This is a genomic window from Achromobacter sp. 1011791174 (assembly GCF_059760925.1).
Genome location: NZ_JCBANH010000062.1, coordinates 11,074 through 35,689, shown reverse-complemented (window position 1 = coordinate 35,689; position 24,616 = coordinate 11,074). Strand labels below are relative to the sequence as shown.

At 69.4% G+C, this 24,616-nt stretch carries 22 protein-coding genes; 12 read left to right on the top strand and 10 right to left on the bottom strand.

The genetic code is table 11. The annotated features are described in order from the left end of the window. Positions 1–38: 38 nt before the first annotated feature. From AC6LJ5_RS20065 to AC6LJ5_RS20055, 3 genes are all read right to left on the bottom strand, one after another. The gene (locus tag AC6LJ5_RS20065) at positions 39–1,526 is read right to left on the bottom strand and encodes an efflux transporter outer membrane subunit (RefSeq protein WP_498141402.1); all 1,488 of its coding nucleotides are present in this window, start codon (positions 1,524–1,526) and stop codon (positions 39–41) included. An 84-nt stretch (positions 1,527–1,610) separates the two neighbouring features. Further along, complete coding sequence (locus AC6LJ5_RS20060; protein ID WP_498141401.1) at positions 1,611–4,826, bottom strand: efflux RND transporter permease subunit; 3,216 nt, start codon at positions 4,824–4,826, stop codon at positions 1,611–1,613. 25 nt (positions 4,827–4,851) lie between these two features. After that, positions 4,852–6,057, bottom strand: coding sequence for an efflux RND transporter periplasmic adaptor subunit (locus AC6LJ5_RS20055; protein WP_199770936.1), 1,206 nt, complete (start codon positions 6,055–6,057; stop codon positions 4,852–4,854). 378 nt (positions 6,058–6,435) lie between these two features. On the opposite strand from AC6LJ5_RS20055, the gene AC6LJ5_RS20050 reads away from it, so the two are divergent. The 7 genes from AC6LJ5_RS20050 (at position 6,436) to AC6LJ5_RS20020 (ending at position 12,125) form a co-directional block, all read left to right on the top strand. Next, a complete protein-coding gene (locus tag AC6LJ5_RS20050) occupies positions 6,436–7,506 on the top strand; it encodes a LysR family transcriptional regulator (RefSeq protein ID WP_103271277.1) in 1,071 nt (356 codons plus the stop codon). A gap of 207 nt (positions 7,507–7,713) precedes the next feature. Further along, positions 7,714–8,790, top strand: a complete 1,077-nt coding sequence (locus tag AC6LJ5_RS20045; RefSeq protein WP_103271276.1) for an AI-2E family transporter — start codon at positions 7,714–7,716, stop codon at positions 8,788–8,790. Between the two features lie 96 nt (positions 8,791–8,886). After that, a complete protein-coding gene (locus AC6LJ5_RS20040) occupies positions 8,887–9,444 on the top strand; it encodes a GbsR/MarR family transcriptional regulator (RefSeq protein WP_103271275.1) in 558 nt (185 codons plus the stop codon). A gap of 37 nt (positions 9,445–9,481) precedes the next feature. After that, a complete protein-coding gene (locus tag AC6LJ5_RS20035) occupies positions 9,482–10,351 on the top strand; it encodes an NAD-dependent epimerase/dehydratase family protein (RefSeq protein WP_498141400.1) in 870 nt (289 codons plus the stop codon). 14 nt (positions 10,352–10,365) lie between these two features. Further along, on the top strand, positions 10,366–10,770 hold the full coding sequence (locus tag AC6LJ5_RS20030; RefSeq protein WP_498141399.1) for a DoxX-like family protein: 405 nt from the start codon (positions 10,366–10,368) through the stop codon (positions 10,768–10,770). Then, positions 10,767–11,246, top strand: a complete 480-nt coding sequence (locus AC6LJ5_RS20025; protein WP_392408843.1) for a DUF2269 family protein — start codon at positions 10,767–10,769, stop codon at positions 11,244–11,246. Before AC6LJ5_RS20030 ends, AC6LJ5_RS20025 begins: the two co-directional genes overlap by 4 nt. Positions 11,247–11,357: 111 nt before the next feature. Continuing rightward, positions 11,358–12,125 carry a phytanoyl-CoA dioxygenase family protein gene (locus AC6LJ5_RS20020; protein WP_498141398.1) on the top strand — a complete coding sequence of 256 codons (768 nt, stop codon included), beginning with the start codon at positions 11,358–11,360 and terminating at the stop codon, positions 12,123–12,125. Positions 12,126–12,133: 8 nt separating this feature from the next. Here the strand turns inward: AC6LJ5_RS20020 and AC6LJ5_RS20015 are convergent, their stop codons facing one another. Continuing rightward, positions 12,134–13,570 (bottom strand): MFS transporter, encoded by a 1,437-nt coding sequence (locus tag AC6LJ5_RS20015; RefSeq protein ID WP_498141397.1) that lies wholly within the window; start codon positions 13,568–13,570, stop codon positions 12,134–12,136. A 223-nt stretch (positions 13,571–13,793) separates the two neighbouring features. Between AC6LJ5_RS20015 and AC6LJ5_RS20010 the strand changes: the two genes are divergently transcribed. Together AC6LJ5_RS20010 and AC6LJ5_RS20005 are read left to right on the top strand one after the other, a co-directional pair. Further along, positions 13,794–14,684, top strand: coding sequence for a helix-turn-helix transcriptional regulator (locus AC6LJ5_RS20010; RefSeq protein ID WP_498141396.1), 891 nt, complete (start codon positions 13,794–13,796; stop codon positions 14,682–14,684). Positions 14,685–14,767: 83 nt separating this feature from the next. Beyond that, positions 14,768–15,661 (top strand): DMT family transporter, encoded by an 894-nt coding sequence (locus AC6LJ5_RS20005; protein WP_498141395.1) that lies wholly within the window; start codon positions 14,768–14,770, stop codon positions 15,659–15,661. 39 nt (positions 15,662–15,700) lie between these two features. On the opposite strand, the gene AC6LJ5_RS20000 is transcribed toward AC6LJ5_RS20005, so the two are convergent. Further along, a complete protein-coding gene (locus tag AC6LJ5_RS20000; protein ID WP_498141394.1) occupies positions 15,701–16,078 on the bottom strand; it encodes a hypothetical protein in 378 nt (125 codons plus the stop codon). On the opposite strand from AC6LJ5_RS20000, the gene AC6LJ5_RS19995 reads away from it, so the two are divergent. Both AC6LJ5_RS19995 and AC6LJ5_RS19990 read left to right on the top strand, forming a co-directional pair. Further along, positions 16,055–16,690, top strand: coding sequence for a PadR family transcriptional regulator (locus AC6LJ5_RS19995; RefSeq protein ID WP_498141393.1), 636 nt, complete (start codon positions 16,055–16,057; stop codon positions 16,688–16,690). The two genes, AC6LJ5_RS20000 and AC6LJ5_RS19995, sit on opposite strands and share 24 nt — an antisense overlap. A gap of 27 nt (positions 16,691–16,717) precedes the next feature. Next, positions 16,718–17,533 (top strand): siderophore-interacting protein, encoded by an 816-nt coding sequence (locus tag AC6LJ5_RS19990; protein ID WP_498141392.1) that lies wholly within the window; start codon positions 16,718–16,720, stop codon positions 17,531–17,533. Between the two features lie 24 nt (positions 17,534–17,557). On the opposite strand, the gene AC6LJ5_RS19985 is transcribed toward AC6LJ5_RS19990, so the two are convergent. After that, complete coding sequence (locus AC6LJ5_RS19985; RefSeq protein WP_498141391.1) at positions 17,558–18,460, bottom strand: LysR family transcriptional regulator; 903 nt, start codon at positions 18,458–18,460, stop codon at positions 17,558–17,560. Positions 18,461–18,560: 100 nt separating this feature from the next. Between AC6LJ5_RS19985 and AC6LJ5_RS19980 the strand changes: the two genes are divergently transcribed. Beyond that, a complete protein-coding gene (locus AC6LJ5_RS19980; RefSeq protein WP_103271264.1) occupies positions 18,561–19,409 on the top strand; it encodes an isocitrate lyase/PEP mutase family protein in 849 nt (282 codons plus the stop codon). A 61-nt stretch (positions 19,410–19,470) separates the two neighbouring features. Here AC6LJ5_RS19980 and AC6LJ5_RS19975 read toward each other — a convergent pair whose 3' ends face one another. The 4 genes from AC6LJ5_RS19975 to AC6LJ5_RS19960 form a co-directional block, all read right to left on the bottom strand. Next, positions 19,471–19,746, bottom strand: a complete 276-nt coding sequence (locus AC6LJ5_RS19975; protein ID WP_392408834.1) for a type II toxin-antitoxin system RelE/ParE family toxin — start codon at positions 19,744–19,746, stop codon at positions 19,471–19,473. Beyond that, entirely contained in the window at positions 19,746–20,012 is a 267-nt protein-coding gene (locus AC6LJ5_RS19970) for a CopG family ribbon-helix-helix protein (protein ID WP_392408833.1), read from the bottom strand. Before AC6LJ5_RS19970 ends, AC6LJ5_RS19975 begins: the two co-directional genes overlap by 1 nt. A gap of 204 nt (positions 20,013–20,216) precedes the next feature. Then, positions 20,217–23,120 carry a WG repeat-containing protein gene (locus AC6LJ5_RS19965; protein ID WP_498141390.1) on the bottom strand — a complete coding sequence of 968 codons (2,904 nt, stop codon included), beginning with the start codon at positions 23,118–23,120 and terminating at the stop codon, positions 20,217–20,219. Then, complete coding sequence (locus AC6LJ5_RS19960) at positions 23,117–24,508, bottom strand: WG repeat-containing protein (RefSeq protein WP_498141403.1); 1,392 nt, start codon at positions 24,506–24,508, stop codon at positions 23,117–23,119. Before AC6LJ5_RS19960 ends, AC6LJ5_RS19965 begins: the two co-directional genes overlap by 4 nt. Between the last annotated feature and the right edge of the window lie 108 nt (positions 24,509–24,616).

The window sequence follows — 24,616 nt, the reverse complement described above, 5'->3', positions numbered from 1 at the left end:
CCGCCCGAGGGGCGGCCCACGAAGCGATAGCAAAAAACCTACTTCACAGCCACCTGCCCAGCAGCCCCACCAGGCACAGGATTCCCCCATCCCCCACCCAACGCCCGAATCAAGCCCACGGCAGACCGAGCCTGCTCCCCGCTCAACTGCACCGACACCCGCTGCTGCTGCAACACGCTGCGATCCGCCTCGATCACATCCAGATAGTTGATCGCCCCCTCCCGGTACTGCGTGTGCGACAGCTTCGCCGCCCGCGCCGCCGACTCCACGGCCGCGTCCTGCGCCCGCGTCTGGTCCGCCAGAATCCGCAGGTTCGCCAGATTGTCCTCGACCTCGCGGAACGCATTCAGCACCGTCTGCCGGTACAGCGCCACGTCTTCCTCGTAGACCGCGCGGGCGCGGTCCAGGCCGGCCTGGCGGCGGCCGCCGTCGAAGATCGGCATCGACAGCGCCGCGCCCACCAGCGGACCCAGCAGGAACGTGCGGCTGGACCACTGGAACAGATTGCCCAGCTCCGACGACTCGTAGCCGAACGCGCCGGTGATATCCAGGCGCGGGAAGAACGCCGACTTGGCCGCGCCGACGCGGGCATTGGCCGCGGCCATCGCGCGCTCGGCGGCGGCGATGTCGGGGCGGCGTTCCAGCAGCGCGGACGGCAGGCCGGCCGGCACCGACACCGCGACCTTCTGCAGCGGTTGCGGCGGCATGGCGAAGTCGGACGGTGCGCGGCCCAGCAGCACGGCCAGCGCGTGTTCGGCGGCGGTGCGGCGACGGTCGATGCCGAGCGCCTCGGACTGCGCCTGCGCCAGCTCGGACTTGGCGCGCGCCAGGTCCAGCTCGCTGATGTCGCCGGCGTCATAGCGGCGCTGGATCAGCTGCAGCGTCTCGGTGCGCAGCTGCACCGTCTGGCGGTAGAGCTGCGCCTCGGCGTCCTGCTCGCGCACCAGGAAGTAGGTGGTGGCGACATCGGCCTGCAGCGCGAGCAGCACCGAGCGGTACAGCGCCTCGCTCTGCTGCGCGTCGGCGGTGGCGGCGTCGGCCGTTGACGAAACGCGGCCGAACAGGTCGGCCTCGTAGGCCACGCTGGCCTGGGCGCGCCAGGTGGTCGACGGGCTGGTCGGCGTGCCGTCGGGCAGGCCGCGCGACACCGCCGAGGGGCGCTGGCGCGAGGGGCCGAAGGCGGCGTCCAGGCTGGGGAAGAAAGCGGCGCGCGCCTCGCGTTGCAGCGCGCGGGCCTGCGTCAGGCGGGCGGCGGCGGCCTGCAGGTTCTGGTTGGCGCGCAGCGCTTCTTCCTGCAGCTGGTTCAGGCCCTCGTCGCCGAACAGCTTCCACCATTCGCCGCGCAGGGCTTGCTCGGCGGGTTCGGCGGTTTTCCAGCTGCCGGCTTCCGAGGCGGGCAGGGCGGCTTCCTTGTAGGTAGCCGGGGTGGCGGCCGCGGGCCGCTGGTAGTCCGGTCCCACCGCGCAGCCGGCCAGCACGAGCAGCGTGGCAAGCAGGGCGGAACCGCGGATCAGTCTTTTCTTCATGATGGCTATTCTCTTGAGGGCGCGTCCCGCCCCGCTGGACGGGACGCGCTGGCTTCTGGCTCTAGTCCTGGTTCGATGGCCGGATCAGGCGCCGTGCTGCGAGGCGGGCGGCGCGTGCGGGTCGATGTGCGGCACGCAGACCGGCGCTTCATGCGGCGCCGCCGAATGCAGCTGCTTGCCGCCGATGGAGCGCAGCAGCACGTAGAACACCGGCGTCAGGAACAGGCCGAACAGGGTCACGCCCAGCATGCCGAAGAACACGGCGACGCCCATGGCGTGGCGCATTTCCGAGCCGGCGCCGGACGACAGCACCAGCGGCACCACGCCCATGATGAAGGCGATCGACGTCATCAGGATGGGGCGCAGGCGCAGGCGGCTGGCCTCGATGGCGGCCTCCAGCGGGCTGCGGCCGTTCATCTCCAGCTCGCGGGCGAATTCCACGATCAGGATCGCGTTCTTGGCCGACAGGCCCACCAGCACCATCAGCCCGATCTGGGTGAAGATGTTGTTGTCGTTGCCGGTCAGGTACACGCCCGTCAGCGCGGCCAGGATGCTCATGGGCACGATCATGATCACGGCCAGCGGCAGCGTCAGGCTTTCGTACAGCGCGGCCAGCACCAGGAACACCAGCAGCACGCTGATGGGGAACACCCACAGGCCGGCGTTGCCCGCCAGGATCTGCTGGTAGGTCAGGTCGGTCCATTCCAGCTTCATGCCGCGCGGCAGCGTCTCGGCGGCCACGCGCTCGGCCGCGGCCTGGGCCTGATCGGACGAGTAGCCCGGCGCCGGGCCGCCGTTGATGTCGGCGGCGGTGTAGCCGTTGTAGCGCACCACCATTTCCGGGCCGAAGGTCTGCTTGACCGTGACCAGCGACGACAGCGGCACCATGTCACCGGCGTTGTTGCGGGTCTTCAGCTGCAGGATGTCGTCGGCATGGGCGCGGAACGGCGCGTCCGCCTGCGCCCGCACCTGGAAGACGCGGCCGAAGCGGTTGAAGTCGTTCACGTACATCGAGCCCAGGTAGATCTGCATGGTGTCGAACACTTCCGTCACCGGCACGCCCAGCTGCTTGGCCTTGACGCGGTCCAGGTCCACGTCCAGCTGCGGCACGTTGATCTCGTAGCTGGAGAAGGCCGGGCCCAGTTCCGGCGCCTGGCGCGCCTTGGCCAGGAAGGCGGCCTTGGCCTTGTCCAGCTCGGCATAGCCGGCGGCGCCGCGGTCCTCGATCTGGAACTTGAAGCCGCCCAGCGTGCCCAGGCCCATCACCGGCGGGGGCGGGAACACGGCGATGAACGCGTCCTGGATCGCGGCGAACTTCTGGTTCAGCGAGCCCGCGATGGCATTGCCCGACAGCGCCGCGCCCTTGCGCTCGTTGAACGGCTTGAGCATCACGAACACGATGCCGGCGCTGGAACTGTTGGTGAAACCGTTGATCGACAGGCCGGGGAAGGCGATGGCGCTCTGCACGCCGGGTTCCTTCAGGGCGATGTCGCTCATGCGTCGGATGACCGCGTCGGTGCGGTCCAGCGAGGCGCCGTTGGGCAGCTGCGTGAAGCCGATCAGGTACTGCTTGTCCTGCGCGGGCACGAAGCCGCCGGGCACCAGGTACGATACGCCGATGGTGGCGGCCACCAGCAGCGCGTACACGCCCATGGCGCCGGCCTTGCGGCGGATCACGCCGGACACGCCCACGCCATAGGATTCCGAGGCGCGGCCGAACAGGTTGTTGAACCCGTTGAAGAAGCGGCCGAAGACGCGGTTCATGCCACGGGTCAGCCAGTCCGGCTTCTCGTGGTGGCCCTTGAGCAGGATGGCCGACAGCGCCGGCGACAGGGTCAGCGAGTTGAACGCCGAGATCACCGTCGAGATGGCGATGGTCATGGCGAACTGCTTGTAGAACTGCCCGGTCAGGCCGGTCATGAAGGCCAGCGGCACGAACACCGCGCACAGCGTCAGCGCGATGGCGATGATGGGACCGCTCACTTCCCGCATGGCGCGGTAGGTCGCCTCGCGCGGCGTGAGCCCGGCGGCGATATTGCGCTCGACGTTTTCCACCACCACGATGGCGTCGTCCACCACGATGCCGATGGCCAGCACCATGCCGAACAGCGACAGCGCGTTGATGGAATAGCCGAAGACCAGGAGCAGCGCGAAAGTGCCCACGATGGAGACCGGCACGGCCAGCAGCGGGATGATGGACGCGCGCCAGGTCTGCAGGAACAGGATCACCACCAGAACCACCAGCGCGATCGCTTCCAGCAGCGTGTGAACCACCGCCTCGATGCTGGCGCTGACGAACTGGGTGGGGTCGTACTCGATGCGGTATTCCACGCCCGGGGGAAAGTCCTGGGCCAGCTCGGCCATGGCCGCGCGCACCTTGGTGGACACGTCCAGCGCGTTGGCGCCGGGCGACTGCATGATGCCCATGCCCACCGCCTGCTTGTTGTCCAGCAGCGAGCGCAGGCCGTATTCCTGGGCGTCCAGCTCCACGCGCGCCACGTCGGACAGGTGCGTCACGGCGCCGTCGGGCGAGGTCTTCAGGATGATGTCGCGGAACTCTTCCTCTGTCTGCAGGCGGCCGCGCGCGTTCACGTTCAGCTGCAGCGGCACGTCGCCCAGCGTGGGCGAGGCGCCGATCACGCCGGCGGCGACCTGCACGTTCTGCTCGCGGATGGCGTTGACCACTTCGCCGGCGGTCATGCCGCGCTGCGCGACCTTCTGCGGGTCCAGCCAGACGCGCATCGAGTAGTTGCCCGAGCCCCACACCGTCACTTCGCCCACGCCCGTGATGCGGGCCAGGCGGTCCTTGACGTTCAGGATGGCGTAGTTGCGCAGGTAGGTGATGTCGTAGCGGTCATTGGGCGAGATCAGGTGCACCACCAGCGTCAGCGTGGGCGAGCTCTTGGCCGTGGTCACGCCCAGGCGCTGCACGTCCGGCGGCAGGCGCGGCAGCGCCTGCGAGACGCGGTTCTGCACCAGCTGCTGGGCCTTGTCCGGGTCCACGCCCAGCTTGAAGTTGACGGTCAGCGTCAGGTTGCCGTCGCTGTTGGCCTGCGACTGCATGTAGAGCATGTTCTCGACGCCGTTGATGGATTCCTCCAGCGGCGAGGCGACGGTCTCGGCGATGACCTTGGGGTTGGCGCCGGGGTACTGGGCGCGTACCACCACCGAGGGCGGCACGACTTCCGGGTACTCGGAGATGGGCAGCTGGAACATGGCCAGCAGGCCCGCCAGCAGCACCAGCACGGACAGCACGCCCGCGAAGATCGGCCGGTCGATGAAGAATTTCGAGATGTTCATGAGGGGTCTCGTCGGGTGCGGCGGCTCAGTTCACCGAGGCCGCGGCGTTCGATGCGGTCTGGACCGGCTTGCGCTGGGCCGAGGCCATGGGCACGACGGTGGGCGTCACGGGGTCGCCCGGGCGGATGCGCTGCAGGCCGTTGACGACGATGCGCTCGCCGGCCGCGAGGCCGGAATCGACCACGCGCAGGCCGTCCTGGTTGGCGCCCAGCTTGACCTGGCGGTAGACGGCGTTGTTCTTGTCGTCCAGCACCAGCACGTAGCGCTTGTCCTGGTCGGTGCCGATGGCCTTCTCGTCGATCAGCACGGCCTGGCGCGGCTCGGTGCCGCCCAGGCGGATACGGGCGTACAGGCCGGGCAGCAGCGAGCCGTCGGCGTTGTCGAACTCGGCGCGCACGCGGATGGTGCCGGACGTGGCGTCCAGGCGGTTGTCCACCGATTGCACGACGCCGGTGCGCGAATAGCCGTCCTCGTTGGCCAGGCCCAGTTCCACCGGCACGCTGCCGGCCTTGCCGTTGCGGGCCGGGTTGATGTACTTCAGGAAGGTTTGTTCGTCCACGTCGAACGATGCGTACATCTTGGACACCGACACCAGCGTGGTCAGCGGCACCGAGGCGGCGCCGGCGGCGACCACGTTGCCCACCGTGACCTCGGCGCGCGAGACGCGGCCGGCCACCGGGGCCTCGATGCGGGTGTAGCCCAGGTTCAGCCTGGCGTAGTCCAGCGCGGCCTGGGCGCCTTGCAGGTTGGCGGCGGCTTCGCGGGCGGCGTTCTGCTTTTCCTCGAAGTCGCGGCGGGCGATGGCGTTGTCGCCCAGCAGGCGCTGGCCGCGCGCCAGTTCGCTGGCGGTGTAGGAAGCGCGGGCGCGCGCCGCCGTCAGGGCGGCGGCGGCGCGGTCCACCTCGGCCGCGTAGGGGCGCGGGTCGATGGTGAAGAGCACATCGCCCTTCTTGACGATGGTGCCGTCCCGGAAGTGCACGGCGGTCAGGGTGCCGGAGACCAGCGGGCGGATGTCGACCCGGTCGATGGCTTCCAGGCGGCCGGAATAGCGCTGCCAGTCGACGATGGACTTGTTGACCACTTCGGCCACGTCGACCTGGGGCGCGGCGGGCGCGGTCTGGGCCTGGGCGGCATTGGCGCCGGCGGGCGCGCGAAACAGGGCATAGCCGCCGCCGGCCGCGATGACGGCTGCGAAAACGGCGAGCACAGCAAAACGATTACGCGAAACCATGATGTTCCTTGATGTGAGGAGAGGAGCGAAGCGTCCGCGCGTAAAGGCCGGGGGCGGGCGGCGGCGGCCGGCGGGCCGCCTGGGCGCGGCAATCCTCGGCTTCCGATTTATGTTGCGTTGCAACATCGACCGGGGTCGACTGTCCGGCGCTGGCAGCTTGGCTAGGGCTGGCCGGGGCGCGGACGCGGAGGCTGAGGGTTGACGTGCCCGTCTGGCGGTGCCGGGAGGCACGGGCGCTTCAAGATGGTTGCCATTCTGAGTGTTATCTGGTGCCGGATAAACCCGTCTATTTCGGCAACACTAGTCGTCAAGAACGACTAATCCCGGCGGGTTTCGGGTTATGCTTCCCACACCCCGACTTTTACAGAGCACGCCGACATGGACCGTTTCCAGGCTATGCAGGTGTTCGTGCGCGTCGTGGACGCCAATAGCTTCACCCGGGCGGCCGACAGCCTTTCCCTTCCGCGCACCACCGTCACCACCATCATCCAGAACCTCGAACGCCTGCTGGGCGTGCGTCTGCTGAACCGCACCACGCGGCGCATCGGCCTGACGCCGGACGGCGCCGGCTATTACCAGCACTGCGTGCGCATCCTGGCCGACGTCGAGGAAACCGAGGCCTGCTTCCAGGAAGCGGCGTTGCGCCTGAAAGGGCGGCTGCGCATCGACGTGCCGACCTGCATCGGCCGGCTGATCCTGATTCCGTCATTGTGCGATTTCCACGACAAGTACCCCGACGTCGAGCTGGTGCTGGGCCTGGGCGACCGGCCGGTGGACATGGTGCAGGAAGCCGTCGACTGCGTGATCCGCTCCGGCGACCTGGAGGATTCCAGCCTGGTGGCGCGTCGCATCGGCATGCTGCAGACCGTGACCTGCGCGTCGCCGTCGTACATCTCGCGCCACGGCATGCCGCAGACCATCGAGGAACTGGGCCGGCATCACGCGGTGCATTACTTTATGAGCCGCAGCGGCCGCAACTGCGCCTGGAACTTCAAGGTGGACGACAAGCACCAGGAAGTCGAAATGAAGGGCACGGTGGCGGTGAACGAGGCCGGGGCCTACCTGGATTGCGGGCTGAAGGGCTTTGGCCTGATCCAGACCCCGCGCTACATGGCGTTGCCGCACCTGCAATCGGGCGAGCTGATCGAGGTGCTGCCGCAGTGGAAGCCCGGCGCCGTGCCGATGTCCATCCTCTACCCGCAGAGCCGCCAGCTCTCGCCCAAGGTGCGCGCCTTCGCCGACTGGGTGGCCGAGCTGTTCGCCAGCTGCCCGCTGTTGAGCGGCCGCGACGAGACCGATCCCGCCGCGCTCACCTGCGGCGTCTTCAAGAGCGAGGCGGCCAAGGCCCGGTTGCCCGCGCCGCAGCCCGAGCCCGCCCGCGCCACGCTGACCGAGGCCCTGCTGGGCCGGCGCAGCGCCCGCGAGGAAGCGGCGGAATACGCGCTGTAGGCGGACGATGGCGCCGGCCCGCTTAGGGCCGGCCGCCATCGCGCCGAGCGGCGCGGGACTTCGTCCCCGACGCTTTCGCGTCCGCCCGTCCCCGTTTCCTGGGGAAACCCCGTAGCAATTACAGGCTTCGCGTCCATCGCATGATGTGAAACGTCTGTATAGTCCGACAGTCAAAGCCCGTAACGCCTTTTCTGTCGATACGCATACATGCAGCCTGTTCTTCCCGCATACCTGATCGCCCGTGGGCTTTTGTTGCTCGTACTGTTGGCGGGAGCGTATTTCCTCAGCGGTTTCCTGGTGCCCGCGCTGGCGGCGCTGATCATCGGCCTGGCCAGCTGGCCGGTCTACCAGCGCCTGGTGACGCGCTGCGGCGGACGCACCGCGTTGGCGGCCACGCTGGCGCTGCTGGTGGTCATCGTGGTGCTGGTCGTGCCGCTGTCGCTGGCGCTGTCCTACGCCATCAAGGAAGCCAGCTCCTTCTTCGCCTGGGCCATCGCGGCCAACCGCCATGGCGTCGACGTGCCCGCCTGGATCACGTCCATGCCGGTGCTGGGCGAGCGGCTGGGGGAATACTGGCAGGCCTACATCGGCCAGCCCCACGCGCTGGGCGCGCTGGTCGAGGCCGTCAGCGGCGAACATCTGGGCAACATCTACCGCATGGTGCTGGCCGCCACTGGCAATGTGTTCCAGCTGCTGCTGACCGTGCTGTTCATGCTGATCACGCTGTTCTTCGTCTACAAGGACGGCAATCGCATGGTGGCCCAGCTGGACGTGCTGGGCGAACGCATCCTGCCGGCGCGCTGGCAGCGCTTCTCGCGCGTGGTGCCGGCCACCATCAACTCCACCGTCACCGGCATGGGCCTGATCGCCCTGGGCGAGGGCGTGGTGCTGGGCGTGGCCTACTGGATCGCGGGCGTGCCGTCGCCGGTGCTGCTGGGCGTGGTGACCGGCTTCATGGCGCTGATCCCCGGCGGCGCGCCGCTGTCCTTCACGCTGGTGTCGCTGTACCTGGTCGGTTCCGGCCACATGGTCGCCGGCATCGCGCTGATGGTCTGGGGCAGCGTGGAGCTGTTCATCGTCGACAAGACCCTGCGTCCGCGCCTGGTGGGCGGGCCGGTCAAGCTGCCGTTCCTGCCGACTTTCTTCGGCCTGGTGGGCGGGGTCAAGACCATGGGCATCGTGGGCCTGTTCGTCGGCCCGGTGCTGATGGCGCTGCTGGTGGCCGTGTGGCGCGAATGGGTGCACCACGAGGAACAGGAGCGCGACGCCGCCGCCGGCAAGTAAGTCATCCGGCGCGGCCGACGGCCGCCACGCCTGCGCGTCACAAGAAATTGAAATTTCTGTCTTGACAGAAATTTCAGGCGCCTCGACACTGGAGTCATGAAACTGACTCCCATCGCACAACGCTTCATTCTCCACTGGGGAGACATGGGCAACAGCTGGGGCGTGAACCGGACGGTCGCGCAGATCCACGCGCTGCTCTTTTTCCACGGCAGGCCGCTGAACGCCGAGGAAATCGCCGACACCCTGAACGCCGCGCGCTCCAATGTCAGCAACAGCCTCAAGGAATTGCTGAACTGGGGGCTGATCCGCAGCAGCCGCCGACCCGGCGACCGGCGCGACTACTTCGACACCTCCGCCGACGTCTGGGAACTGCTGCGCACCATCGTGCGCGAGCGCAAGCAGCGCGAATTCGATCCCACCTCGCAGATGCTGCGCGACCTGATCGCCGAGCCCGGCTTCGAGGAGGAATCGCCCGACACCCAGGACCGCGTGCACGAGACATTGCGCCTGATGGAATCGCTGGGCATCTGGACCGACGAGATGCTGCGCCTGTCCCCCTCGACGCTGGACAAGGTGTTGCGCCTGGGCGCCAGCGTGCAACGCTTCATCCGTTCCGGGCAGCCGCCCACGGCCGCCCCCAAGCGCAAACGCTGAGCGGATATTTCTGTAATCAGAGAAATGTGAGGTCATCATGCGTATCCTGGTCTGCGGCGGCACGGGGTTCATTGGCCGCCATATCGTCGACAGCCTGAAGCAGGCGGGCCATGAGCCCGTGCAGCGCAGCCGCCGCACGGCGCCCCCGCTGGATTTTTCCAAGGCGCTCACGGCCGAGGCCTGGCTGCCGCATCTGGCCGGCATCGACGCCGTGATCAACGCCGTGGGCGTGCTGCGCGACAGCGCCGGCCGGCCGCTGCAAGCCATGCATGCCGACGCCCCCATCGCGCTGTTCGACGCCTGCGCGGCGGCGGGCGTGTGGCGGGTGGTGCAGATCTCGGCCCTGGGCATCGCGCACAGCGCCACGCGCTACGCCAGCACCAAGCGTGCCGCCGACGAGCATCTGCTGGCGCTGACGGAGCAGGGGCGGTTGAACGGCTGCGTGCTGCGTCCCAGCGTGGTGTTCGGCGCCGGCGGCGCCAGCAGCCAGCTGTTCCTGGCCCTGGCGCGCCTGCCGGCCCTGCTGCTGCCGCGCGCGGTGCTGCAAGCGCGCGTGCAGCCCGTGGCCGTGCGCGACCTGGCCGACGCGGTGGCGCGCGTGGCGGGTTCGGATGCGCCGTCGGGCCTGGTCGAGATCGGCGGGCCCGAGGCCTTGCCGCTGGCGGACCTGATCGCCAGCCTGCGCGCGCAGATGGGTCACAGGCCGGCCTGCGTCGGCGCGCTGCCCGGCTGGCTGAGCCGGGCCCGCGCGCGCGCCGGCGACGGGTTGCCGTGGTCTCCCTGGTGCAGCGAAACGCTGGCGCTGCTGGAAAGCGACAACGTCACCGATCCGGCCGCCCTGGAGCGCTGGTTGGGCCGACCGGGCGTCGCGCCCGGACAGCTGCTGGCCACGCTGCGCCGCGACTGAACGGAAACCGTCGCATGGCTTTGTCCGCCGTAAATACCGTCCCCTGTGGCCAGCGCCTCATGCATGCCAGCCTGGTCGTCGTCTGGCTGGGCACGGCGCTCGTCAGCGCGCTGGAACACAAAGGCTTGAGCGCGCGGTTGCTGGCCGACGCCGGCATCCTCGACACGCGCTGGCAGGCCCTGCTGGTCTGGAGCGGCCTGCTGGCCGACCTGGCCATGGGCCTGGCGCTGTGGCTGCGGCCCGGCCGCTCCAGCTATCTGGCCGCGCTGGCGCTGATGCTGGCGATGACCGTGACGGCCAGCGTCCTGCAGCCCGCGCTGTGGCTGCATCCGCTCGGGCCGTTGCTCAAGAACCTGCCGATCGCGGCGATGCTGCTGCACCTGATGTCGGCCCACGCCAAGAAGAAGGAGTTCGCATGAATGCCTATCTGTTGCTCAAGTCCGTGCATATCGTGTCCAGCGTGCTGATGGTGGGCACGGGGCTGGGGTCGGCCTTCTACATGTTCTTCACCAACCGCAGCGGCAACGTCGCCGCCCAGGCCGTCGTCAGCCGGCTGGTGGTGCGCGCCGACTGGTGGTTCACCACGCCCTGCGTGATCATCCAGCCGATCTCGGGCATCGCGCTGGCGCATATGGCGGGCTGGTCGCCGACGACGCCCTGGCTGGCGCTGTCCATCGGCCTGTACGCGCTGGCGGGCGCCTGCTGGCTGCCGGTGGTCTGGCTGCAGCTGCGCATGGCGGCCATGGCGCGCGACGCGCACGCGGCGCAGGGGGCGCTGCCCGAGCGGTACGCGCGGTATGCGCGGCGTTGGGAGGCGCTGGGCTACCCGGCCTTCATCGCCATGGCCGTGACCTACTACCTGATGGTCAACAAGCCCGCGCTGTGGGGCGGATGAAACCCGCGTCGGGAGCGCGGGCTTGCCCAGGGCGATTTGCAGTAATCTAGCGCCCTTGCGTCCGCTTGCTGTCGGTGCCCCGTGGACGCCCGTGTTGCCTTGAGAATCGAGATGGCCGCGTTGCCCACAGATGAACAGATAGCCGTCCTGCGCGAGCAGGGCTTCGTGGTGGCGCGCGGGTTCGCCGACGCTGGCAGGGTGGCCGCCTTGCGCGCGCTGTCCGAGCGCCACTTGCAGGATCACGTCGCGCCGATCGAATACGAAGCCGACCTGCGCTATCCCGGCGCGCCCGAGTCGCGCCAGGCCGAGGGCGGCCAGACCGTGCGCCGCCTGCTGTCCGCCTACGGTCGTGACCCGCTGTACGCGCAATGGGCCACGGACCCGGCCATCGGCCAGTGGCTGGCGCGCTATTTCGGCGAGACGCCGGTGCTGTCCACCGTGCACCACAACTGCGTCATGACCAAGCATCCGGCCTACGGCAGCCTGACCGGCTGGCATCAGGACATCCGCTACTGGTCGTTCTCGGATACCGATCTGGTGTCCTGCTGGCTTGCCCTGGGCCACGAGACGCGCGCCAACGGCGGCCTTTCATTCATCCCCGGCTCGCATGCGGCGGCGTTCCAGCCGGCCCAGTTCGACGCCAAGAAATTCTTCCGCGACGACGAGCCGCTGAACGCGCCCTGGATCGCGCGCGCGGTCTGCCCGGACCTGGAGCCGGGCGATGTGGTGTTCTTCCACTGTCGCACGCTGCACGCCGCCCAGGGCAACAGCAGTGACCGCGTCAAGCTGTCGCTGGTCCACACCTATCATCCGCAATCCTGTCACCCGTTGCCCGGCACGCGCTCGGCCAGCCAGCCGGGCGTGCCGCTGGCGGGCTGAGCCCGGCCTCAGCCGCGCCGGCCCAGCCGCCACAGCAGCAGCGCCGACAGCGCAATGGCGGCCACGTTGAATTGCAGCGCGCTGGCGAAGGCCTGCGCATAGCGGTCGCCGGCCGCCGCGCCAGCGCCGGCCTCCAGCGCGCCGCTGAACAGCATGCCCGCGGCCGCCACGCCCAGCGCCGCGCCCACCTGTTGCAACGTCGACACCACGCCGGCGGCCATGCCGGCCTGATGGTCCGGCACCAGGCCCAGCGTCAGGTTTACCAGCGGCGTGTTGACCGCGCCCTGCGCCGCGCCCAGCCACACCAGCACCGGCATCAGCGACCAGGGCGACAGCGCGCCGCCGGCCGCGCCCACCTGTAGCATCAGCGCCGCCGTGGCGCCGCCATAGAGCAGCGCGGCCAGCGCGATGGCCGGCGTGCCGTGGCGCGCCACCAGTCGCGGCGCCAGCATCGAGCCGGCCACGAAGCCCACGCTGGCCGGCGCGAAGATGGAACCCGCCGTCAGCGCGTCCACGCCCAGCCCGGTCTGCATCAGCAGCGCGTAGCACAGGAACAGCGCGGCGGCCGTCGAGAACACCAGCAGCACCAGCAGGCAGCCGGTGGCGAAGCGCGGCTGCGTCAGCAGGGTCATGTCCACCAGCGGCGCGCCGCCGGCCGCGCCGATGCGGCGCTGCGCGCGCACGAACAATGCCAGCGCGGCCACGGCCAGCATGGCGCTGGCCAGCGTCCAGGCAGGCCAGTGCCGCGCCGGGCCCTCGATCAACGCCAGCATCAGCAGGCCCAGGCCCAGCCCGGCCAGCGCGGCACCGGGCCAGTCCATCGACGAGGCCGAAGGCTCGCGCGACTCCGGCAGATGGCGCGCCAGCTTCCAGGCGGCCAGGCCCAGCGGCACATTGACCAGGAAGATCACGCGCCAGGACAGGCCGAACAGGTCGGCGTGCACGATCCAGCCGCCCAGCACCTGGCCGGCGATGGCCGCCAGCCCCAGCGTCATGCCCAGCAGGCCGAACGCGCGGCGGCGCGCGTGGCCGTCGTAGCTGACGCGGATCAGCGCGTACACCTGCGGGAACAGCATGGCCGCCGCCACGCCCTGCAGCGCGCGCGCGCAGATCAGCGCATTGGCGTCCGGCGCCAGCCCGCACAGCGCCGAGGTCAGCGCGAAGCCCAGCATGCCCAACACGAACAGCCGGCGCCGGCCGAGGCGGTCGCCCAGCCGGCTTCCGGCGATCAGCAGCACGCCATAGGCCAGCTCGTAGGCCACGATGATGAAGTTGATCTGCGCGAAGCTCGCGTCCAGCGTGCGCTGCATGCTGGGGATGGCGATGTTCACCACGAACAGGTCGAAGATGGTGATGAAGCCGCCGGACAGCAGCACGGCCAGACCCAGGCGGCCGGGACGCGCGGCCCGGGCGGGGCAGGGAGAGGGAAGGGCGGAAGTGGTCATGGAGGCGCCGGAACAATGAAATCCAGAAGGAAACGGCGCTATTCTGTGAGCCTCTTCAGGCTTATACAATTTAGCTGTTTATGCTGTTACTACAGGCAATAGACTGGCCGTTCTCCTCTGTTCCCGCGCACGCGCCCGGCGGCCCGGCGGCGAGAGGGTCCGCGCCATTGCGCGCGTCCCTGCCGCACGGGTTCGAGCGGCGTGATCCTTGCTTCAGGCTCCCATGAACGACAGCTCCACGATCACCGCTGCGGCCGCGCCGCGCCTGGCGCGCACCCGCGCCGACCTGTCCGAATTCTTGCGCCTGAGGCGCGAACGCCTGAGTCCCGCCGAACTTGGTTTGCCGGCCGGCGGCCGGCGGCGCACGCCGGGACTGCGACGCGAGGAAGTGGCCGCGCTCGCCGGGGTGGGCCTGGCCTGGTACACCTGGTTCGAGCAGGGCCGCAACATCAGCGTGTCGGCCGGCTTCCTGGACAACCTGGCGCGGGTATTGAAGCTGGACGCGGCCGAGCGCCGCCACTTGTACCTGCTGGCGCACCAGCGTCCGCCGGCCGAGCCTGGCCGCACGCTGTGCACCGTGCCGCCGCAGCTGCGCCGGCTGATGGACGACCTGCCGGCCCGACCCGCCTACATCCTCAACCTGCGCTGGGACGTGGTGGCCTGGAACGCGGCGGCGGACAAGGTATTCCGCTACTCGGCGCAGGCGCCGGGCCGCCGCAACCTGCTGTGGATGCTGTTCGTCGATCCACACATGCGCGAGGTCTTCGTCGATTGGCAGGCGCAGGCGCCGCGCATGCTGTCGAGCTTTCGCCGCAGCTTCGCCAGCGCCTCCGATGTGCCCGACATCGTCGAGCTGGTCGAGGAGCTGGAGCGCGTGTCGCCGGACTTCAAGGCCTGGTGGCGCGAACACGACGTGCACGGTTCCTGCCTGGGCCTGCGCAGCCTGAATCTGGGCGCGCTGGGCGAGGTGGCCTTCGAGCACGCCACGCTGACCGTGGACGAGAACCGGCACCTGAGCCTGGTGGTGTACGCGCCGGCGCCGGACGATGCGCGGGCGGCGGACGCCGCCAAATGGCTGGCGCGCCGGCCCGCCGCGCGTGGCTCCAGAGAATAGGCGCGGCGTGGCGCTACGGCGGCGGCGCGCCCGGCTCCTATAGTCTGGGCTAGTCCGCAACGCGCCGCGCGGCGCCGTAGAAAATGAGCAAGGATTCGCTTTCCCGGCGCCAGGCGCTGGCGCTGCTGGCCGTGGTGGTGCTGGCCTGGGGCTTCACCTGGGTCGTCAGCAAGCTGTTGCTGCAATACATGACGCCCTTGTGGGCGGTGGCCGCGCGCAGCGCCGTCGGCGCCGCGGCCTTGCTGCTATTGGGGCTGGCGCTGCGCCGCGTGGCCTGGCCGGTGCGCGCCGACATTCCCGTGATCCTGAGCGTGGGGCTGTTGCACATGGGCGCGTTCGCCGCGCTGGTGAGCCTGGGATTGCAGCATGTGCCGGCCGGACGCTCGGTGGTGCTGGCCTACACCACGCCGCTCTGGGTCATCCCGGCCGCGCGGCTGTTCCTGGGCGAACCGATCGGACCGGGCCGCCGCGCCGGGCTGCTGCTGGGGCTGGCCGGCCTGGTCCTGATCTTCAATCCGCTGGCATTCGACTGGAGCGACCGCGCGGCCATCTTCGGCAATGCGCTGGTGCTGCTCGCGGCGCTGTGCTGGGCCGCCAACATCGTCTATGTGCGCGCCCACCGCTGGGTGACGCTGCCGTTCGAGCTGGCCTTCTGGCAGGCGCTGCTGGCGACCGTGGTGTTGTCGGCGGTGGCCTGGGCGAGGGAAGGCGCGCCGCGCGTGATCTGGGGCGCGGACCTCGCGTGGCTGCTCGGCTACGGCGGGGTGTTCGGCATCGCCGTGGCGTATTGGGCGGCGGTGAACGTCAACCGCTCCCTGCCGGCCGGCGTCACATCCATCGGCCTGCTGGGCGTGCCCGTGTTCGGCCTGCTGTGCTCGGCGGCGGTGCTGGGCGAGCACCTGGGCGGCGCGCTGCTGGCCGGCATGGGGCTGATCGTGGGGGGGATCGCGCTGGGGGTGCGCGAACGCGGAGGTTGACGGCGGGAAAGGCCGAGGTGTATCTTTCGATATATATCTTTAGATATATCTAAAGACTGACCAAGAGAGGCTCCCATGCGCCATACCGAATTCCTTGCCGCCTTTGCGCGCGCCGCGCGCCAGATGCGCCGCGACGCCCACGGCGGGCACCGCGGCGACCGCCGCGACCATGCCATGTTCCACCGCGACGGCCGCCACGCCGAACGACACGACCGTTCCGTCGGCGCGTTCTGCGGTGACTGGAACGAGCACTCCCATCGCCACGGCCATCAAGGCCATCACGGTCATCGTGAACACCAGGGCCATCACGGCGAGCATGAACGTCATGCCCATCACGAAGGCCACGGTCATCACGAACGCCATGGCCGCCACGAAGACCACGGCCACCACGGCATGCGCGGCCGGCACGCGCGCCATGCCAGCGGCGGCGGCTGGATGCCGGGCGGCCCTGGCGGTCGCGGCGGCGATGCCGACGACGATTTCGGCGGCGACGGCCGTGGCTGGACGCGCGGACGCCGCGTGTCGGCCGAAGACCTGCAACTGATGCTGCTGGGCCTGCTGGAGCAGAATCCCAGCCACGGCTACGAGCTTATCAAGGCGCTGGGCACGCTGAGCAACGGCTTCTACACGCCCAGCCCCGGCATGGTGTATCCCGCGCTGACGTACCTGGAAGAGCTGGGCTGCGCCACCGTGGAGCAGGACGGCGCCAAGAAGCGCTACAGCCTGGCCGAGCCGGGCCGCGCATACCTCGACGCCAACCGTGATCGCCTGTCGGTGCAGTTCAACAAGTTCAAGCACATCGCGCGCAAGATGGATTGGATGCGCCAGGCATGGAGCGGCCAGCCGCCAGACCTGGGCCCCGAGGGCGAGGACCGCGCCACCGGCTGGGTGCCGGAGTTCGTGCAGGCCCGCAGCGCGCTCAAGCGCGCCCTGCTGGACAGCACCGACGCCAAGCCGGCCGAACAGCGCCGCATCGCCGACATCCTGCGCCGCGCCACCGAAGCCATCACGGGCAAGTCCCGCGATTGATTCCCCGTTTTCCTGTCCGGAGCATTCATGAGCCGTAGCGATCTATCTGTCGAGCGTGTGCGCCATCACCTGAAAATGCGCATGCTCATCGTGTCCCGCGTGGAGCGCGTGGCCGGGCTGATGGCCCGCGTCACCTTCACCGGGGCCGACCTGCAGGACTTCGTGTCGCCGTCCTTCGACGATCACGTCAAGCTGTTCTTTCCGTCCGATCCGTCTCAGCCGCTGGTCCTGCCCAGCGTCACGCCCGACGGCATCAAGTTTCCCGACGACGCGCCGCGCCCGCAGGCGCGCGACTACACGCCGCGCTATTTCGACGCGGCACGCCAGGAACTGGTCATCGACTTCGTGATGCACGGCGACGGTCCCGCATCGACCTGGGCCGAGCGCGCCGCGCCCGGCCAGGTGCTGGGTATCGGCGGCCCGCGCGGTTCCTTCGTGGTGCCGATGGGCTTCGACTGGCATGTGCTGATCGGCGACGAGACCGCCTTGCCCGCGATTTCCCGGCGGATCGAGGAATTGCCCGCGTCCGCGCAGGTCATCGCGCTGATCGAAGTGCCGGAAGCGGACAATGAAATCGCGCTGGACACGCGCGCGCGGGCCTCGGTGCGCTGGCTGCATCGCAACGGCGTGGCGGCCGGCTACAGCACCCTGTTGCTGGAAGCCGCGCGCGAGCTGAAGCTGCCGGAAGGCGAGGGCTATGTCTGGGTGGCGGCGGAGTCTGCCACCGCCAAGGCGCTGCGCGAGATCATGGTGGGCCAGCATGGCGTGGACAAGCGCCGCATCCGCGCGGCCAGCTACTGGAAGCGCGGCGTCGCGGCCGTGCACGAGTCGCACGACGACTGAGTCCGGCGTTGTCCCGGACCCGCGTCAACGGGATTGCGTCGCGTCGCCGTCCCGTTCCCGCGCCAGCCGCAGCAGGTTGGCGGCCCGCCCGCCCGCGTCCTCGCGCAGGGCCAGCCCCAATACCGCGCGCGGCCAGTCCAGCGCGAAGGGACGGCAAGCCACGCCGTCCGGCCGCAGGTGGCGCAGCGACGCCGGCACGATGGCCACGCCCATGCCGGCGGCCACCAGATTCACCGCCGACGACAGCTGCGGCGCGCGCTGGCCGATCAGGGGATTGAGACCGTGCTGGCGGCAGGCCGCCATGATGTCGGCGCTGAGACCGTAGCCGGACTTGCGCGAATACAGAATGAAGCGTTCCTGCGCCAGATCGGCCGGCGCCAGCCGCTTGCGCCGCGCCAGCGCATGGCCCAGCGGTAGCGCCACCATCAACGGCTCTTCGTCCAGGTGGGCGAAGGCCAAGCCGCCGTCCAGCGCGAAGGGCGGCCGCACGAAGGCCGCGTCGAGCGCGCCCTCGCGCAGCTGCGCGACCAGGGTTTCGCTGTCGCCCTGGGTCAGCGTCATTTCCACATCCGGGTAGCGCTGCCGGTACTGGCGGATCAGCTCGGTCACCACGGCATTGAACGAGGCGCTTTCGGTGAAGCCCAGCGTCAGCTCGCCCACCTCGCCGCGCGCCGCGCGCCGGGCGGTCTGCAGCGCCGCGTCGGCGCGTTGCAGGATGTCCTGGGCGCAGGCCAGGAAGGCGCGTCCGGCATCGTTCAGCCGCACGCCGCGGCCCTTGCGGTCGAACAGCGGCGTGCCAACCTCTGCTTCCAGCTGGCGGATCTGCTGCGACAGCGGCGGCTGCGCCATGCCTAGCTGCTCGGCGGCCTGCGTGAAGTGCTGGGCTTCGGCGGTGGCAACGAAATAGCGCAGATGCCGCAATTCCATATTGATACCTTTTAAGTTCTAGTTATCAATTTCCCATATATTGGACATTCTAGTTCGAGCCGGCGAAGATGAGCCATCGTTCATCTTCCAAGGATTCATCATGAAAGCCAGCACCCGCTTGCGCGAACTGCTGTCGCGCGGCATCGTCGCCGCCCCCGGCGCCTACGACGGCCTGTCCGCCCGCTTGGTGGAAGCCGCGGGCTTCGACGCGGTCTACGCCAGCGGCGGCGCCATCGCCCGCGCCGCCGGCTATCCCGACATCGGTCTGCTCAGCTTCAGCGAAGTGATGGACCGCGTCGAGAAGATCGTCGACGCTGGCGGTCTGCCGGTGGTGGCCGATGCCGACACCGGCTTTGGCGGCTCGGCCAACGTGGAGCGCACCGTGCGCGCGATGGAGCGCGCCGGCGTGGCCGCCTTCCATATCGAGGATCAGTCCTTTCCCAAGCGCTGCGGCCACCTGGACGACAAGAGCCTGATCGACGCCGGGGAAATGTGCCGCAAGATCCGCATCGCGCGCCAGACGCTGTCCGACGACGACGCGCTGGTCATCGCGCGCACCGACGCCATCGCTGTGGAAGGTTTCGATGCCGCCATCGCGCGCGCCGAACGCTATATCGAGGCCGGCGCCGACATGATCTTCGTCGAGGCGCCCGAAACGCTGGAGCAGATCCGCGCCATCGCGCAGCGCCTGCCGGGCCTGAAGCTCATCAACATGTTCTACGGCGGCAAGACGCCGCTGGTGCCGCTGCCCGAGCTGGAAGCGATGGGCTATCACCTGTCCATCATCCCCTCGGACCTGCAGCGCGCCGCCATCCACGCCATGCAGGCGACGCTGGCCGAGATCCGCAAGCACGGCGACAGCAGCGGGCTGGCCGAGCGGCTGGCCAGCTTCAAGGAACGCGAGGAGATCGTGCAGACCCGGCGTTATCTGGAGCTGGATCGGGTGTAGGGCGGGGCGTGGTCGCGTCAGCGCGGCTACGCAGGGAGCAGGGATTGCTCGGGAAGGAGCTTCAGCGATCTTCCCGGGTGTGCCACAGGCGCAGTACGTAGATGATCGAGCCCTGGATTTCGTAACGGATTTCGTACTCGCCGACCAGGATCCTCCGGACCTCTCTGGGTTCGAATTGGAAGAGCTGTTCGCCGATGCGCGGGTTGGTCAGCAAACTGGCTGGTGCCTTGGTCAGCGCTTGCACAACCCGTGAGGCGGCGGGCGGGTTTACAGAAGCCAGGAATTCATACAGGCGAGTCAGATCGGAAAGCGCCTTGCTGGTCCATTGCAGCGCCATCAGCGCGGCGCCGGCAGCGGTTGATCCGTACCCAGGCTTGCGGCCCATGCCTGAACGGCCTGGTGGTCGATGATGCGCCCGGCGTCCACATCAGCCAGCGCTTCCTGGGTCAGCCGGTCGCGTTCTTCTTCCTGGGCGATCCACGCAGAAAGCGCCTGCTTCATGATCCAGCCACGCGAGCGTTCAAGCCGCGCAGCCATCTGATCCACCTTGTCCGCCAGCGGTAGCGGGACGTGCGCGGTCAGCACTTTGGTTGCTGCTGTCATGTTGTACCTTCTGGTGGAGTGGGCTTCTGCCTCAGCGAAGAGTCAGCGGATGATCTGAAGATAATCATAGTGATTAAATTTCAATCGATCAAACCACTCATTGGGGATGCTCTCGAGCATGACGCCCGAACGTCCAATCCTGTGAACCTCCGCGTCGTGATGTCATGAAGCAACGGCGGCGAAAACACTCCCGCCGCCGTTGCCTTATTCCCCCGTCGGTTCGGCCGGGCAGCGCGGCGGCAGGCTCAGCGGCCACAGGCGCTGGCCGCGCGCATTGCGCAGGGTACGCATGCCGCACTCCATGCCAATCGAGGCCAGCATGTCGCCGCGCGTGTCGATCAGCAGGGACGCCGCGTCGGTCGATGCCACCGCGCGCTGGTCCTGGAACGTGGAGGCGCGGGCATACGTGGCGGGGATGGCCAGCTTGCCCTGGCCGTCAACGTAGCCGTAGTGCTGGTCCACGCGCGCCACCGCCAAGCCGTCGCGGCGCTGCCACAGCTCGTCGTAGACCGGGCCGACGTGCTTGCCCTGCTCGTTGACCGCGCGCGCCTGGCCGTTGGCGAGCGCTTTCACCGCGCGGCCTTCGGAGTAAGCGCCGACCCGGCCCGGCACGGCGCTGAGCCTGGGCTTGCCGTCGGTGTCGAAGTAGTCCGTGACCATGCCCTGGTTGGCCACGTGGCGCTGCCGGATCAGCCAGTCCGAGCCAGTCGGCCAGCTCCAGTCGCCGACCGGCAGCGTGGCCACGGTATTGCCCTGCGTGTCGACCAGGCGGTCTTCCTGGCCTTCCTGGTGGCCCAGGCGCAGCGCGCGCGCCGGCGAGCCGTGGAAGACGGAACCGCCCAGGCGCTCGGGCGCGATCTGCCAGCTTCCCGAGCTGTCTACGTAGCCGAGCCGGTCGCTGCGCTGGATGCCCAGCCAGCCGCCCAGCGGCGTGATGTCGGCGTCGGAGATTTCCCGGACCGACGTCGTGTCGCGCGAGATCTGCCACAGGCGCTGGTTGGTCCGGGCCATGTAGCCGCCGGACGCGTCCTGCGCCACCTCCAGATGCGCGGCGAAGGGCGTGAGCACGCGGCCGTCGCGGGACGCCAGCGCGGACGGGCGCAGGTATTCTTCTGTCTGCGAGCCGGCCTGGCGCAGCTGCCACAGGTCGCCGACCTCCGGGCGCGCCTCGCGGTACTCGGGCGGCACGATCCACTTGCCCTGCGTGTCGATGATGCCGGCGCGGTTCTCGCCCAGCGCGGCCTCGGCCCGGCCATCGCGGAACATGCCGATGCGCTGGAACGCCGGCGGCGAGATTTCCTTGCCGGCGATGAAGTCGTACAGGCCCCAGGGATCGCCCTCGGCGGCGGTGTTCAGGAAGCGCACCAGGCCCGGGCCGGCCACTTCGGCCTCGAAGAAATCGGGCAGTTCGTACAGCTTGCCGGCGCGGTCCACGATGCGCGCGGCGCCCTGGGCATAGGCCAGTGCGTAGCCGTGGCGGAACTGGCCGATGTGTTGCTGCGGAGGCAGGTCCATGGGCTTGCCGCGCGCGTCGAGCAAGCGCATGCCGGCCTCGGTGCGGGCGACAAAGCGCATGTCGTTCGCGGCCGGCTTGTCGCCGTCCTCGTCGCCGCCGTACTCGTCTTCGGATTCGTCCAGCGAGGCCACCGATTCCCAGGATGGGTCGGTCACGATGGTGCCGTCGGCCAGCACCAGGCCGGCGCGCGCCTCCTCGCATTGGCAGTGGCCCTGCGTCAGCAGGGCCAGCGGCGCGTCCGGTCCGGCGTGGCGCAAGGCGCGCATGGGCTGCTCGCTCAGCGCGGCCAGCGCGGCGGCGTCCAGCGCCGGCTTGCCATCGGGATTGAACACGGCCAGCAGCTTGCCGTCGGCGTCGTGCAGCCACAGGCGGCCGTGGACTTCGTCGAAGCCATCGATCTGGCCGACGGCGGCGGGCAGGGCGGCGCCGTCGACCCAGCCGCCGCCTGGCGTCAGCAGGCCGAGCGGCCGGCGCGCTTCGCTCAGGAACAGCGCATAGCCTTGCGTCTGGCGCGGCGTGGCCAGATCCTTGCCCAGCGTCACCGCCTCGGTCCTGCCAGGCACCCACAGCTTCGCGGTGTCGCCGCTCATGGACAGCAGCGCCTTGCCTATCGGTTCGATGCGGCGCGATTGGCGTTCGTCGATGTTGCCCAGGCGCTGGCCCTTCGCGTCCAGCAGCTCGTAGCTGCCGCGCCGCAACTCGGCCAGCCAGAAGGCGCCCATCGGCGCCAGGCTGCGATAGCCCTTGCCTGCACCTATGGCCTCGCCCTTGGCGTCCAGCAGCACGACTTCCTCGCGGCCCTGGGCGACGGCCAGCGTCCAGTCGGACTGGACCGTGATTTCCTCGTAGCGCGGTTCGACCACCCATTCCCACTTGTCGTTCAAGAGCCCGTATTCGCCGCGCTCGGTGGCGGCGATCAGCAGGTCCTTGCCGTAGGCGCCGGTAATGCGCCGGCCCGGCTCGTCGTAGCGCCGGGTGCCGTCGGGCGCCTGGTACTCGGGGCGGTAGCGCACGATCAGCCGCGCGGGCAGGCCGTCCGACAACTGCGCGTTGTCCACGGACGCGTCCAGCGCGTCGCCGGTCGGCTTGCCCTGGCGGTCGATGATCTGGCGCTTGCCGTCCAGCGTGACGATCGCCAGCCCGGCCTCGACGAAATCGGAAACTTCGTCGAAGCGCGGCGCGATGGCCATGCGGCCGCGGGCGTCGATATAGCCCCACTTGCCTTGCCACTGCACAGCGGCCAGCCCGTGATGGAAATCGCCGACCTGGTCGAAGATCGGCTTGACCGCGAGGCGGCCCTTGTCGTCCAGGAAGCCCCAGGCGTGTCCGCGCAGGGACGCATTGGCCGGCACGCGCTTGATCGGCAACAGGGCCGAGGGCAGCAGCACGGCGGCGCGGCCTTCGGAGATGGAACGGATGCAACCGCTGACGGCGTCGCTGCCGCCATCGTAGAAGCCGCCGGTCGCCAGCGGGCTGGGCGCGTCGTAGGCGCAGGACGCGTGCCAGTATTGCTGCGCCTGCGCGGCCAGGGGCAGGCCCAGCGCGGCGACGGCGCAGGCCAGGCGGGTGAGGGGAATCAGGCGTAAGGTCATGACTGTCCGGCTTGGGCGGTTTCGGTGGCCGGCGCGTATTGCAGGCCGGCGGCGTCGGGGCAGGAGAGCGGCTTGGCCGGCCAGGTCACGCGCTGCTGCGCGTCCCGGATGACGACGGCGCCGCAGACCAGCGAGAACGAGGCGGCGGCCTGGCCGCGCGGGTCGATGTACATGAGCTGGTCGCCACGCCGCGCCAGGGCGCGGCCCTCGCGGAAATCGTCGGCCCAGGCGAACGCGGGCGCGATGGCGTAGCGGCCGGTGAGGTCGATGTAGCCGTACAGCTTGCCGCTGCGCTGCTCGCGCTGCGCCCGCGCCAGGCCGTCGCGCAGCGGGCCCAGCTTGTTGAAGTACGGGCCCACGACGCGCTTGCCCTCGGCATTGACGAACCCATGGCGGCCGTTGTCGCCTTCGTACACCACCACGCCTTCGCTGGCGGTGGACGCGTCCACGCTATAGGTCTTGTTGAAGCGCGCGATCTCGCGGCCCTGCATGTCCACCATCACGCTGCGCGAGCCGTCGCGGTCCTCGACCACCAGCCGCTGCATCGAGGCCAGCGGCATGGCGTCGCCCAGCCTGGCCTGCACGATGGCGCCGTTCTGGTCCATCAGGCGATAGCCCTGCGGGGTATTGACGCGCGCCAGGCCATCGGGCTGCACGAAGAAGGGATTGAACTCGCCGTTCTCGGCGGCGATCTTCATATTGCCGCGCGCGTCGATGGCGCCCTTGCGGTCGTCGTAGCTGAGCGAGATCCAGTCGCCGAACTGGCGCTGGTTCTCGGGCTTGCCCTGGAACAGGCGGACCGAACCGCCGCGCGTGTCGAACAGCATGGTGCCGCCGTCGGCCAGCAGGCCCATCTGGCGGCCGCCCTCCAGCGCCTGGGGCTTGCCGCGCAGCAGCGGCGAGGCCTTGCCGGAGGGCAGGTGGTGCAGCCGGTAGAAGCTGTCGTAGGCATCGGACTGCCCGGCCGGCTTGGCTTCCTCGGTCAGCATGTAGCCCTGGCCCAGGTAGTCGAGCCGGTACGCGCCTTCGTAGTCGGGCTTGACCCGCCACTTGCCGTCGCGGCCGATCACGCCCCAGCGCTCGCCGGATTGCGCGCGGGCCCAGTCGCCCTCGAACTTCTCGATGGCGGCGAGCGAGGGCTTGAGCGCGGGTGCGTTCTTGCGGATGTCCCACAGGCCCCAGACGCGTTCGTGATCGTCGTCCAGCGCGTAGTACGTGATCAGGCCGCCGTCGAGGTACTCGCCATTGCGGCGGACGGCATCGGGCAGGGCCGTCTTGCGGCCCAGCGCGTCGAGCAGCACGGTCTGGTTGCGGCTGTTGGCGTCAAAGGGCAGGGCCCAGGCATAGCCGCCGTTGAAGGTATCCAGCTCCTGGTACCTGGGCGGCACCGCCCAGCGGCCGGCGGCGTCGATCGCGCCGACCTTGTCGTCGCGCGTGTGCGTCACCAGCGGCAGGCTGGCGTCATAAGTCGCGATGCGGCTCCACGAGGGGTCGAT